The sequence below is a fragment of the Alistipes onderdonkii genome (genome assembly GCF_025145285.1).
Taxonomy (GTDB): domain Bacteria; phylum Bacteroidota; class Bacteroidia; order Bacteroidales; family Rikenellaceae; genus Alistipes; species Alistipes onderdonkii.
In genome coordinates this window covers 1,789,200-1,801,341 of record NZ_CP102251.1, presented here as the reverse complement: position 1 = coordinate 1,801,341, position 12,142 = coordinate 1,789,200, and the positions used below count along the sequence as shown (strand labels likewise).

13 protein-coding genes are annotated in these 12,142 nt (G+C 60.3%); 8 read left to right on the top strand and 5 right to left on the bottom strand.

The genetic code is table 11. The features are described 5' to 3' along the window. Positions 1-24: 24 nt before the first annotated feature. From NQ559_RS07515 to yidD, 8 genes are all read left to right on the top strand, one after another. The gene (locus tag NQ559_RS07515) at positions 25-891 is read left to right on the top strand and encodes a 4-hydroxy-3-methylbut-2-enyl diphosphate reductase (protein ID WP_018697023.1); all 867 of its coding nucleotides are present in this window, start codon (positions 25-27) and stop codon (positions 889-891) included. 139 nt (positions 892-1,030) lie between these two features. Continuing rightward, entirely contained in the window at positions 1,031-1,501 is a 471-nt protein-coding gene (locus NQ559_RS07510; protein ID WP_018697021.1) for a hypothetical protein, read from the top strand. Next, entirely contained in the window at positions 1,494-3,158 is a 1,665-nt protein-coding gene (locus NQ559_RS07505; RefSeq protein ID WP_018697020.1) for a S41 family peptidase, read from the top strand. Before NQ559_RS07510 ends, NQ559_RS07505 begins: the two co-directional genes overlap by 8 nt. A gap of 9 nt (positions 3,159-3,167) precedes the next feature. Beyond that, positions 3,168-4,346: a sensor histidine kinase gene (locus NQ559_RS07500; protein ID WP_018697019.1), complete on the top strand. Its 1,179-nt coding sequence runs from the start codon at positions 3,168-3,170 to the stop codon at positions 4,344-4,346. Further along, positions 4,343-5,416: a DUF4271 domain-containing protein gene (locus NQ559_RS07495; RefSeq protein WP_018697018.1), complete on the top strand. Its 1,074-nt coding sequence runs from the start codon at positions 4,343-4,345 to the stop codon at positions 5,414-5,416. The genes NQ559_RS07500 and NQ559_RS07495 overlap by 4 nt, the downstream gene beginning before the upstream one ends. 38 nt (positions 5,417-5,454) lie before the next feature. Next, on the top strand, positions 5,455-6,315 hold the full coding sequence (locus NQ559_RS07490) for a uroporphyrinogen-III synthase (protein WP_026318599.1): 861 nt from the start codon (positions 5,455-5,457) through the stop codon (positions 6,313-6,315). A gap of 7 nt (positions 6,316-6,322) precedes the next feature. Further along, complete coding sequence (locus tag NQ559_RS07485; protein ID WP_018697016.1) at positions 6,323-6,691, top strand: ribonuclease P protein component; 369 nt, start codon at positions 6,323-6,325, stop codon at positions 6,689-6,691. Beyond that, complete coding sequence (gene yidD / locus NQ559_RS07480; RefSeq protein ID WP_018697015.1) at positions 6,648-6,908, top strand: membrane protein insertion efficiency factor YidD; 261 nt, start codon at positions 6,648-6,650, stop codon at positions 6,906-6,908. The genes NQ559_RS07485 and yidD overlap by 44 nt, the downstream gene beginning before the upstream one ends. 173 nt (positions 6,909-7,081) lie before the next feature. Here yidD and NQ559_RS07475 read toward each other — a convergent pair whose 3' ends face one another. From NQ559_RS07475 to upp, 5 genes are all read right to left on the bottom strand, one after another. Further along, complete coding sequence (locus NQ559_RS07475) at positions 7,082-7,975, bottom strand: cation diffusion facilitator family transporter (RefSeq protein WP_018697014.1); 894 nt, start codon at positions 7,973-7,975, stop codon at positions 7,082-7,084. 5 nt (positions 7,976-7,980) lie between these two features. Beyond that, complete coding sequence (locus tag NQ559_RS07470; RefSeq protein ID WP_018697013.1) at positions 7,981-8,586, bottom strand: response regulator transcription factor; 606 nt, start codon at positions 8,584-8,586, stop codon at positions 7,981-7,983. Then, on the bottom strand, positions 8,583-9,335 hold the full coding sequence (locus NQ559_RS07465) for a hemerythrin domain-containing protein (protein WP_026318597.1): 753 nt from the start codon (positions 9,333-9,335) through the stop codon (positions 8,583-8,585). Before NQ559_RS07465 ends, NQ559_RS07470 begins: the two co-directional genes overlap by 4 nt. 76 nt (positions 9,336-9,411) lie before the next feature. Then, positions 9,412-11,250 (bottom strand): LTA synthase family protein, encoded by a 1,839-nt coding sequence (locus NQ559_RS07460; RefSeq protein ID WP_051087700.1) that lies wholly within the window; start codon positions 11,248-11,250, stop codon positions 9,412-9,414. Positions 11,251-11,467: 217 nt separating this feature from the next. Then, a complete protein-coding gene (gene upp / locus NQ559_RS07455; protein ID WP_018697010.1) occupies positions 11,468-12,124 on the bottom strand; it encodes a uracil phosphoribosyltransferase in 657 nt (218 codons plus the stop codon). Between the last annotated feature and the right edge of the window lie 18 nt (positions 12,125-12,142).

The window sequence follows — 12,142 nt, the reverse complement described above, 5'->3', positions numbered from 1 at the left end:
CGTGCACAGGGCACAGTGAAAGGGTTGCGAATAGAGATCGACGACAAATCGGGCTTCTGCTTCGGCGTAGTCCGGGCTATTTCGGAGGCCGAGAAAGCCCTCGCCGAAGGGAGTACGGTCTATTCGCTGGGCGACATCGTCCACAACCGCATCGAAGTGCAGCGTCTCGAACGGCTGGGGCTGCGCACTGTAACCCACGCCGACATGCCCGCACTGGGCGGCCGGCGGCTGTTCATCCGCGCCCACGGGGAACCGCCCACGACTTTCGCGCGCGCGAAAGAGCTCGGCATCGGGGTGATCGACGCCACCTGCCCGGTGGTCGCCCGTTTGCAGAACCGCGTGATGAAGGCGCACGAACAGATGCACCCCGTCGGAGGGCAGGTCGTGATCCTCGGCAAACGGGGCCACGCGGAAGTCGTGGGACTCACGGGACAGGTGCAGGCACCGACCATCGTCATCGAAGGCGAGGAAGACCTCGGCCTGATCGACTTTACGCGGCCGGTCTATTTCCTGTCGCAGACGACCCAGAGCATCGCCCTGTTTGAGGCCCTGGGTGCCGAGATGCGCCGCCGGGCGGCACACCCGGACGGGGTGCGGATCGACGACACGATCTGCCGGCAGGTATCGAACCGCGAACAACACCTGGCGGAATTCGCACGCCGCTTCGACGTGGTGGTGTTCGTCTGCGGGCGCAAGTCGTCGAACGGCAAGGTGCTCTCGGAGGTGTGCCGCAGGGCGAACGCCCGGACACATACGGTCGAGGAGGCCGCCGAGATCGACCCGGCATGGTTCCCGGGTGCCGAGTCGGTCGGAATATGCGGCGCCACGTCGACCCCCAAATGGCTGATGCAGGAGGTTGCCGACCGCATCGGGCAAATTGGGAGAAGATGATACACAGAAAAACGACCGCATGCAACAAGCCCCTCCCAAGGAAGGGGTTTGGGATGGGGTCAAAATTGCAAACGGCGCCGGCGGCGGCTACGACCGACAAAGGCATTGTAACGATACAAATCCAACAAAAATCACTGTTATGAAATACTTCATCCGCTCGTTAAAATATTTCGTCGCCCTGTGCGTTATCTGTGTAGCCATCCTGGCCCTGATGCTCGCAACGGGGACTTCGGCACTCACGCTCGACCAGACGGTCTACGTAATGTTCCACACCAGCCGTTACGCGACGCTGTTCGCGGCGATCGTGGTGCTTGCGGCGCTCTACCCCAGATTCGGGTTCGTGGTGCGCAAGGTCGAAGGCGACGTGGAGGAGAACCGCGAACAGATCGTCAACGCCTTCAAGTCGGCAGGCTTTTCGCTGCGCGGAGAGGAAGACGGGGTGATGACATTCCGCGCCGACGGCCCGCTGCGCAAGCTGATGCTGCTGGGAGAGGACGAAATAAAGGTTTCACAATACGGACAGTGGATTCAGATCGACGGCATACGCCGCGGCGTTGCCCGGGTCGAATACCGGCTGGATTCGTACATACAAATGAGTAAACATGATTAGGAAAGGATACAGATACCTGCTCACGGCCGTCATTGCGGCCTCGGCGGCAGCCCTTTTGACCTTTGCGGCCCGCAACGACTTCGGGCTGGGGCGCAACATGGAGATCACGGTCAATATGATGCGCGAACTTTCGCTCGGCTATGTCGACCCGGTAGACCCGGACAAGCTGATGGAAGGTGCCGCAGAAGGTATGGTCAGCGACCTCGACCCCTACACGGAGTTCATCCCCGAAGACCAGATGTCCAACTTCGAGCTGCTCACCACCGGCAAATACGGCGGCGTAGGCTCCCTCATCCGCAAGAAAGGCGACTGGGTAACGATCGCCCAGCCCTACAAGGGATCGCCCGCCGACCGTGCCGGGCTGAAGATCGGCGACAAGATCCTCGCCATCGACGGCAAAGATGCCAAGGGCTTCACCACCGAGCAGGTCAGCTCGCGCCTCAAGGGAGACCCGGGCAGCAAGGTCAGGGTGACCGTCGAACACCTGACGGGCGGCACCGAGACCGTCACCCTGCAACGCGAACGGATCGCCATTCCGGGCATACCCTACGCGGGATGGGTGGGCGAAGGCATCGGGTACATCCGCCACAGCGATTTCACCGAAGGTTGCTACGAGGATATGCGGGCGGCCATCGAACGGCTGCGTTCGGAGGGCGAGCTGAAGGGGCTGATCCTCGATTACCGCAGCAACGGCGGCGGCATCATGCAGGAAGCCGTGAAGATACTGGGCATGTTCGTCCCGAAAGGCACCGAAGTGGTGAGCACCAAAGGCCGCACGGAAGATTCGCGCCGGGTATACCGCACCGAATCGGAACCGATACTCCCGGACTTGCCGCTGGCGGTACTCGTCAACGGCAACTCGGCATCGGCATCGGAGATCGTGACGGGAGCGTTGCAGGATCTCGACCGCGCGGTCATCATCGGCCAGCGCAGCTACGGCAAAGGGCTCGTACAGACCCCGCGCCCGCTGGGATACAACGCCATGCTGAAGCTCACCACCGCCAAATACTACATTCCTTCGGGACGCTGCATACAGGCCATCGACTATTCCCACTCGCAGGAGGGCACCGTCCGTTCGGTACCCGACTCGCTCATCTCGGAATACACGACCCGCGCCGGACGCAAGGTCTACGACGGGGGCGGCATCATGCCCGACATCCGCACCGAACCGGAGTACATCAGCCGCTTCGCCATGACGCTCTATGCGCTGGGGTTCATCGAGGATTTCGGGGACGAATACGTGCGCCGGCACCCGGGACAACAGATCGACATCCGCACGTTCTCGATCACGGACGGTGATTACGCCGAGTTCGCCGAGTTCATGAAGGACAAGGAGGTCCCCTATGAGTCGGATACGCGGCGGGCACTCAAGAAACTGCGCGAGGCTGCCAAAACGGATCGCTTCGAAGAGGTGGAACAGCAGATCGCAGCCATCGACTCGACGCTCCGGGACGACACGGCGACCAATCTTGAAACCTACCGCAAGGAGATCGTCGAGTCGATCAACAACGACATCGTACTGCGCCACGGCTATTCGGAAGGCGTCATCGAGCATTCGCTTCCCGACGACGGGGACGTGCTGAAAGCCATCGAAATACTCGGCAACAGGCAGGAGTACGCGCGGATCGTCACCGAGCAGGACACCCCGCGTAAATAAACACAGGCCATGAAAATCCGCCGCGACATATTCTCGTTCCGCAACCGCGTGGTGGTCATCATCGTGGGGGTGTCCCTCGGCATGGTGTCGCTGCTCTACACCAACAACATGGCCAAGCGCCTGAAGGAAAAGGAGCAGCACGACGTGGCGCTGTGGGCCCATGCGATGGAGCGTGCGAACCGCAACGTGATGGGAGGCTCGATGGAAGACCCGCTCATCACCGACATCGTGTCGAACGGCAACAACATCCCGTTCATCATGACCAACGAGAACCTGGAGGTGCTCCAATTCCACCTGGTTCCCGAAAAAATCATCGACCACCCCGACCGGCTGCGCAGGCAGATCGACAAATTCACGGCCGAGAACACCCCGCGCACGGTGCGTTTCTGGTGGTCCAACGACCACTACCACATCATCTTCTACGGGCGATCGGCACTGCTCAAATCGCTCTACTACTTCCCCTATGTCCAGATATTGGTCATAACGGCCTTTATCCTGCTGGGGTTCATCGCATTCCGGTCTTCGAAACACGACGAGCAGAACCGGGTGTGGATCGGGCTGGCGAAGGAGACGGCACACCAACTGGGCACCCCCACCTCGTCGTTGCTCGGGTGGATCGAATACCTGCGCTCGCAGGACGTGGATCAGAGCGCCGTGGAGGAGATGAACAAAGACCTCACGCACCTGATGAAGATCGTCGACCGCTTCTCGAAGATCGGCTCCGAAACACCCCTTACCCCGGCCAACATCAACGAAGTAGTGGGCGAGTCGGTCATGTATTTCCGTAAGCGCATCCCGCGCAACGTGACGCTCGACTACAACGGGCTGGCCATCGCCCCCGTGCAGGCCAACATCAACGCCGCACTGTTCGAATGGGTGGTCGAGAACCTGATGAAAAACTCGCTCGACGCCCTACAGGGGCACGGGTCGATCGACGTGCGCATCTCGTCGGACGACAAGAACGTGATGATCGACGTCAAGGATACCGGCAAGGGCATCCCCAAGGGGAACTGGAAGCGTATCTTCGAACCGGGATTCACGACCAAGACCCGCGGCTGGGGGCTCGGGCTCTCGCTTTCGCGCCGCATCGTGGAGGATTACCACCAGGGTAAGATCGGCGTGACGGAATCGGAGATCGGCAAAGGCACGACGATCCGCATCACGCTCAAACGCATATTCGAGGAATGACCGACACGCTGAGACATACCGTGCCGGTTCCGCTGCCCCGAACGCAGGAATCCGGCGTTGCGCCGGTACACGGCACCGGGGGTTCCGCCACGCCACAGACAGCGGCCCCGGCCGGGGATTCCGTACCGCACCGCCATGCAGGTATGCCCGCGACACCCCCGGGGGACTCGCCCGCAGCACGGACTCTCCAAGCACAGTCCCCGACGGACAGTACGGAAAATACGGCCGCAGGCGACACGCTCGCCGCAGACAGTGCTGCGGACGGCGAATTTCCGTTCCTCCCCTTCGGCGACCCGTTCCCGGAGCTGCCGGCAACGCCTTGGCACGACGTCCCGGCCGCGGAGGTCTTCGGCACGGCATCCGTGCTGGTTCCGCAGCAGCCGATATATTCCGCCCGGGCGGAGTCGCTCACCGAAAATCCCGTTTTCCAGGGTTTCGTGCTGTTGCTGGCCGCAACCTATGCCATGCTCCTCTACCGCAATCTGGAGGATGTGCGCCTGCTGCTCACACGTGTTTCGCGCGACAGGGCCACAGGAGAACGCCTGACCGAAGACCCCGGCGGCAGCGGGTTTTCGCGCTTCCTGAATATCGCCACGACGATCGGCATGCTCTTCATGGGGGTCATGGTCGTCAAATACGGGGATTCCCTGATGCCGGGACGCCTGACCGAACTCCTTCCGCACGGAGCCGTGCTGGCCCTGAGCCTGCTGGCGACGCTTGCCTGTGCGGGGGTGGTGCTCTTCCAGCTGGCAACCGTAAGGATGGCCGGGGCGGTGACGCTTTCGCAGCCCTTCATCTCGCAGGTCGTCCTGCTGAAACGCACCTACTTCACCCTTGCCGTCATCGTCACGTCACCCGTACTCCTGCTCTTCGCCCTCTGTCCCCGGGGTACCGGAGGCGTTTGGTTCTGCATCATTGTCATCGAGTTGATCGTAACGGCTATCTTATACCTCAGGGAGGTGCTGAACCTGTTTATTTCCAAAAAAGTTTCGATTTTGCATTGGATTTTGTACCTTTGCATCGTGGAAGTCTTCCCGGTCAGCCTGTTATGGCTGCTCGTGGCAAGGTGATTCAGTGATTGAAGAACAACGTAAAACTTAGGTCAGCATTGAAAGTTAAAAAAGTATTGGTTTCGCAGCCGAGGCCCGCAGTTATAGAGAAGTCCCCGTTCTACGAATTGTCCGAGAAATACAACGTAGAGATCGCCTATAAACCTTTTATACGTGTCGTGGGCGTATCCCTGAAGGAGTTCCGTGCCCAGCGGGTCGAGATACTGACACATACGGCCGTTATTTTCACGTCGCGCACGACGGTAGACAGCTTTTTCCATATCTGCGAGGAAGCCCGCATCACCGTGCCGGAAACCATGAAATACATCTGCCAGACGGAAGCCATAGCACTCTACCTGCAAAAATACATCGTTTACCGCAAACGCAAGATTTCGTTCGCCGACGGATCATTCACGTCATTCATCGAACTGATAATCAAACATAAGGACGAGAAATTCCTGCTGGCGCTGAGCGAGCCCCACAAACCCGAGCTACCCGAGACGCTTGCCAAGCTCAAGCTGGCGGTAGACCCCGTCATCCTGGCACGCACGGTGGCTTCGGAACTCGAAGACGTACAGCTTGCGGATTACGGACTGCTGGCGCTCTATTCGCCTTCGGACGTCAAGACCCTTGTCGACAAGTTCGGCACCGAAAACCTGCCCGCCGTGGCGGTATTCGGCGAAGGTACGCTGCGCGCCGCCCTTGCGGCAGGCATCACGGTACAAGCCAACGCCCCGACCCCGGTGGCCCCGTCGATGGCCAAAGCCATCGACATCTATCTGCAGAAGGTTCATAAAGGCGAGGAGATAGAACCGGTGGAGTTGGTTACCGATACGGAAAAAGAGGAGTTCATCCGCAGCCAGCAGCACAAACTGGCCAAAAAGAGCCGCACGCGCCGCACTGCCGAACCCCGCAAATAAAATAGCCATGCCCGACTGCTCGCTTCCCCGCACGGAACGGCTCCGTTCGCTCGGTGCCGTGCGCCGCATGTTCGAGAGCGGGGAGAGCGGGTTCATCTTCCCGTTCCGGTACGTCTGGTTCGCCGAGGCCGACGAGATACCTTCGGTCGAGGTATTGTTCTCCGTGCCCAAGAAATTCCACAAGCGGGCCAACAAACGCAACTTGCTGCGGCGCCGCACCAAGGAGGCATACCGGTTGCAGAAACAGACGTTGAAGAACGGTAGCCCGGCGAACCTCGACCTGGCGCTGATCTACTCCTCGAAAGAGGTGCTGCCCTATAAAACCATTCAAAATGCAGTCCGCCGGATTCTGGAAACAGTCGTGGAACACCTTTAAACGCATCTGCGCCCTGCCGCTGATCGCGTTGGTGAAGTTCTACCAGCTCTGCATCTCCCCGTTCACGCCTCCGTCGTGCCGCTTCACGCCGACCTGCTCGCAATATGCCCTCGAAGCACTGCGTAAATACGGGCCGTTGAAGGGGCTGTGGCTGACGCTCCGGCGGCTCGCACGGTGCCATCCGTGGGGAGGCAGCGGTTACGACCCGGTACCCTGAACCCGCAGGTAGACAAAGCCCGAAAGGCACAAATGCTGCCCGGGACAATAAAAACAATCCGACCTTTCCGGGTCGGATTGTTTTTTCAGACAGCATACGTGCCCCCGCAGGGCGGAAAAACCGGAGGAACCCGCAAAAGGCAGGCACACAGCCCCTCCCGGCCGGTCGCGCTATCAGTCGCACGTACCGGGGCAATGTTCGGCCGAAGATTCGAATTCGAGCGTTACATGATGGATCCCGGCCGTTTCCAGCTCCGCTTTGAGCTGTCTCTTGACCGTTTCCATACGGGGCAGCTCTGCCAACACGACATGCGCCGTAAGGGCATTTTCGGTAGTGCTGATCGCCCAGACATGGATGTGGTGCACGGCCTTGACACCCGGCACGGCCTCCATCGTCTTTTCCACCTCCTCGATGCGGATACCCACGGGAACGCCGTCGAGCGACAGACGCAGGCTGTCGCGCGTCAGCGACCAGACCGATGCCACGATCACGGCGGCAACGACAAGCCCGACGATGGGGTCTACGATCGTCCATCCCGTCCACGAGATCACGACACCCGACACCAGCACCCCCACCGACACCAGCGCATCGGCGGCCATATGCAAATAAGCCCCTTTCACGTTCAGGTCTTTGTCCTTATCCTTCATGAAAAGCCAGGCCGTAAAGCCGTTGATTACGACCCCGACGCCGGCCGTCCAGGCAATGGCTCCGCCCTCGACGGGTGCCGGATGCAGCATCCGCCCCACGCTCTCGGCAACGATGACCCCCACGGCGACGAGCAGGATCACGGAGTTGAGCAGCGAAATGAGCACCGTGCTCTTCTTATAGCCGTAGGTATACCGGGGCGTAGCATGGGCCTGTGCAAGGCGGAAAGCCAGCATGGCCAGCAGCAGGCTCGCCACGTCGGAAAGGTTGTGCCCGGCATCGGACAGCAGCCCCATCGACCCGTAATAGAGCCCGACGGCGAATTCGACGACAACGAATGCCACGTTGAGCGCAATGCCGAGGATAAAGGCTTTGTTGAGCGACGTGACCGTATGGTCGTGATGATGGTGTTCGTGTGCCATAACCGTTATATTTCGGCGATCGTATCCCGGATGTCCGAGAGATCGACCAGTTTGTTGACGATGGCGTAGATCGTAAGCCCTGCCGGAGAGTGTATCTGCAACTTGGCCACGATGTTGCGCCGATGTGTGATGACCGTATGGGTCGAAATGCAGAGTGCATCGGCGATCTGCTTGTTGGTCATTCCCTTGACGATGCAGACGACGATCTCGCGTTCGCGGGCGCTCAACGGTTCCTGGCGCTCTTCACGGGGAGCATCGCCGACCGGTTGCATGATCTTTTCGCGCAGCGTCTCGACCGGGTCGTAGACCGAAAGCACGTCGTCATAGGCATTGAGCGTCGCGGCGTCCGTCACGGACATTTGCAACGCAATGCAGCGCAGGCCCTCGCAACCGGTTTGCACCCTCAGTTGCTGGGGCGTACAAAATCCCAGCGAAGCCGGGTTGACGACCAGCACGTCGGGACGATGGCGCGACAACTGCGCGGTGAGCTGCGAAATATCGGCGATTTCGAGGATATCGACGTCGGGGGCCGGCAGGCGGCGCAACACGGCGATAATGCCACAGCGCAGGATGGCCGAAGGCTCGGCGACGGCGAGTTTCAACGCCTTCATCGACGGCCTCCTTTCTTGGGAGCGGGTTGCTTCGGAGGCATGTCCCCGGGCTGTGTGCCGGACACCCCGCTCCCCGTCCGCTCCTCGAGCCGCTTGATCGCCGGGATGAACAGACGGTCTTCGATATCGTTGTGCGACGCAAGGTCGCGTTCGCAGGTGAAGATGTCAAAAAGCACGCCGTTCAGCTCGTTGGTACTGCCCGAAGGGTAATAACGGATGATGATCCGCTTCAGTTCGGCGAGTTTCGCCTCGACCTGGTCGTGGTGCCGGCGGAATATGTCGATCGAATAGCCTTCGGGATGCTCCCCCCGGAGCAGCCCTTCGACATAGGGGAAAACTTTCTGTTCCTCATAGTCCATGTGCTTGTGCACTTCGGCGACGTACTCGTCGAAGAACCGCAGGATGGCGAAAGCCACGTCGTTATGGCTGCAATCGATCGCCTCGATCAGCTTGCGGCGGATGGCCGGAAGCCGGAAATCGAGGAAATAGTTATGCGAATTGCGCAGGTAGCTGACAAGCGCGGCCACGGAGATCGTCTCCGGATCGGGGGCCTTGTCGTCGGCATGCATATTCACCACAGCCAGAAAAGTCGCCGTATCGACCCCGCTGTCGAGGCAGACCTCGCCGATGGTCTTGTCGCCGAAACCCAGTGCGATACCGAAGCGGCTCATGATAAGCAGCACGGGGTAGCGGTCGCAAACCAGGTCGCACATGCGGTCGTCGGAATTGTATCGTCCTATTCTATACATAGTATGCTCAATATCTGCAAAAATAACGAATTACCGCACCCCGCGCAATACCTAAATCCAGGTATTTATCCCGGAATCAGCGGTTTCCGATGTCGACATAGGTCGTCTGGAGCATCGTGCGGCCGATGTCCAGCAGGCCGGGTGCCGTCTCGCTGACAGCCTTGCCGCTCGTAGCGTCCCACACGGCCTCACCCGAGGCATCGACCACGCCGAAACCGTCGTTGAACGTATAGTACGCGAATTTACGGGGGGGGGTCGGGGCGAAAATATCCTTGCTGTAATCGAAATCCGAGTGGTCGATCCCCAGCTGTCCGAGGATCGTGGCGCAGATGTCGATCTGCGAAGCGTAGGTATCGACCACACGCGGTGCAGCGACGGCACCGCCCAGCCAGATCATCGGGATACGGTGGCGCAGCGGCTCGTTATAGGAGAGGCTCCGCGGCCACGGATAGCCGTGGTCGGCGACCAGCACCAGAAGCAGGTTGTCCCATGCCGGCGAAGCCTTCAGTTTGTCGACCATCCGGCCGACGCACTCGTCGGAAAAGGCGAAGGCGTTGAGTTCCTTGTCATCGAACTTCGAGAACGGCACGTCGAACGGGCGATGGCTGCTCAATGTCAGCATGCCGGCCAGGAACGGCTCGCCCTTCCCGCTCAGGGCGATCACGCGGTCGGCAAACCAATCGCACATCACCGCGTCGTCATAGCCCCAGTCGGCCGGCGGGGTATCGAAGCGCAGGTCTTTCTGCCATGTAAGCTGCTGCCAGCCCGTAGCGTACATGTACGACGCCTGGTCGGTGAAGTTCAGATCGCCGCCATAGGAGAAGCCGGTGGCATATCCTGCGCCGGAGAGCGAACGGGCCAGCGAGGGCAGGTTACGGCTCTTGGCCGGGAGCTTCATGATCGACATGCGGGTCTGGGCAGGGAATCCGCTCAGGATAGCCACCTCGCCCCGGTCGGTGCGGAACGAGTTGGCGAAGAAATTTTCGAACCAGATGCCTTCGCCCTTCAGGCGCTGCATGTTGGGCATGACGGGCAGACCGCCGACATCGGCATCCATGACCGTACGGGCGAAACTTTCGAGAATAACCACCACGACATTGGGGCGCGAGGTCGTCAGCACCCGCTCGGGAGCAGCGGCGGAAGGGTCGTTCCCGCGCAAGCGGGCAAACCGTTCCTCGCGTCCGGCCTCGTCGAAGAAGGGGTATTCGGCGGCATAGTCGGTATGGTCGCCGAGGCTCGTAAGGAACGAAAAGACCGGGTTGGTCGCCGCATGGTTCAGAAACATGTTCGCACTGAAATAGGCCTTTGACACATTGGCGACAGAAGCCCCCAGCCCGCCGCGGATGGCGAGGAAATCGCACCCGGCGAGCAGCAGCAGGACAAGGCTCCACGGCAGCGCCGCACCCCGGCGGAGCGGCTCCCCGTCGAACAGGCGGCAGACGAGGCGGTAGACCCAGACCATGAGCGCCGCGTAGGCGACGGCCAGCAGGGTCTGGCGCACCCCGAGCCAGAAATCGACGCTCGCCATAGCCTCCTCGGGGTCGGTAAGGTAAATCAGGATCGTCGCATCGAGGCGGAAACCCCAATGCTGGTATAACTCGACATCGACGGCGAAGATGACCGCCGTGACGGTTGCGACTAACACGAAATAGCCTGTCAGCACCCGCCGCCATATTCTCCCGGGCAGCCGCACCCACAGCGACACAAGGGCCAGCAACAGCGGCAGTGCGGTGACATACCCGGCGACGGTGCTGTCGAGCGTCAGCCCGTGCCACACGACGCCCAGCCATTCACCGACGGAAGCCTGCGCGGCATCGGCCGCATAGTAGGCCAGGAAAACGGGTTTCTGGACGGCCATCAGCAGAACGGTCGCACAGAACACCGCTAAAACAAAAGCTATCTTCTTCTTTACCATGCGCACATCTTAAATTGGCGGTCATACCTTTCGAAGTACCGGAAATTTCCGCCCCGGATTTTCGAATCAGACCGCGTCATTCGCAGCCTGCGGCTACGTTGACAGGTCAGCCCCTAAATCCCCGGCTCGGAAGAAATTCCGGCCGCGCCGGCCGACAAAACCGGGAAAGTGGCTGACGGGCATCGGCGCCGGGTGCTCCCGGCGCAAGGTGCCGGGCTCAGACCTTCTCGCCGTAGGCCAGGTCACCGGCATCGCCGATACCCGGGACGATATAGCAGCGCGAAGTCAACTCCTCGTCGACGGCGGCCGCCCAGATCGTGGTGGTTTTGCGCGGCATATTCTTCTGCACGTAGTCGATCCCCTGTTCGCTGGCAATCACTGCTGCAACGTGCGTATATTTGGGCGTACCACCCTTTTCGCACAAGGCCTTATAGGCCAGCACGAGCGAAGAGCCCGTGGCGAGCATCGGATCGACCAGCAACAAGACCTTGCCTTCGAGGTCGCCGCACGAGATATACTCGACCTTGACCGTAAACTTGCCGTCTTTCGTACTTTTACGGTAGGCCGAGACAAAGGCGTTCTCGGCATCGTCGAAATAGTTCAGGAATCCCTGATGGTAAGGCAGCCCGGCCCGTAGGATCGTCGCCACGACGACCTGGTCGTCGATCAGCCCGACCTCCGCTTCGCCCAGAGGCGTCTCGACGATACGGGGCGAATAGGCGAGCTCCTTCGAGATCTCATAGGCCGTGATCTCCCCGATACGCTCCAGGTTACGGCGGAAGCGCATCGAATCCTTCTGCACCGACTTATCGCGGATCTGTGCGATGAACTTGTTGAGGACAGTGTCCTGTTTACTCAAAATATGCAGGGTCATAGGTAAGAAGTTTGGTTG

Excerpts from the sequence above, each read along its gene's own strand:
- NQ559_RS07460 (WP_051087700.1), bottom strand. The coding sequence starts at position 11,250 with ATGGTAAAGAAGAAGATAGCTTTTGTTTTAGCGGTGTTCTGTGCGACC.
- NQ559_RS07510 (WP_018697021.1), top strand. The coding sequence starts at position 1,031 with ATGAAATACTTCATCCGCTCGTTAAAATATTTCGTCGCCCTGTGCGTT.
- yidD (WP_018697015.1), top strand. The coding sequence starts at position 6,648 with ATGCAGTCCGCCGGATTCTGGAAACAGTCGTGGAACACCTTTAAACGC.
- NQ559_RS07475 (WP_018697014.1), bottom strand. The coding sequence starts at position 7,975 with ATGGCACACGAACACCATCATCACGACCATACGGTCACGTCGCTCAAC.
- NQ559_RS07465 (WP_026318597.1), bottom strand. The coding sequence starts at position 9,335 with ATGTATAGAATAGGACGATACAATTCCGACGACCGCATGTGCGACCTG.
- NQ559_RS07505 (WP_018697020.1), top strand. The coding sequence starts at position 1,494 with ATGATTAGGAAAGGATACAGATACCTGCTCACGGCCGTCATTGCGGCC.
- NQ559_RS07500 (WP_018697019.1), top strand. The coding sequence starts at position 3,168 with ATGAAAATCCGCCGCGACATATTCTCGTTCCGCAACCGCGTGGTGGTC.
- NQ559_RS07495 (WP_018697018.1), top strand. The coding sequence starts at position 4,343 with ATGACCGACACGCTGAGACATACCGTGCCGGTTCCGCTGCCCCGAACG.
- NQ559_RS07470 (WP_018697013.1), bottom strand. The coding sequence starts at position 8,586 with ATGAAGGCGTTGAAACTCGCCGTCGCCGAGCCTTCGGCCATCCTGCGC.
- NQ559_RS07485 (WP_018697016.1), top strand. The coding sequence starts at position 6,323 with ATGCCCGACTGCTCGCTTCCCCGCACGGAACGGCTCCGTTCGCTCGGT.
- upp (WP_018697010.1), bottom strand. The coding sequence starts at position 12,124 with ATGACCCTGCATATTTTGAGTAAACAGGACACTGTCCTCAACAAGTTC.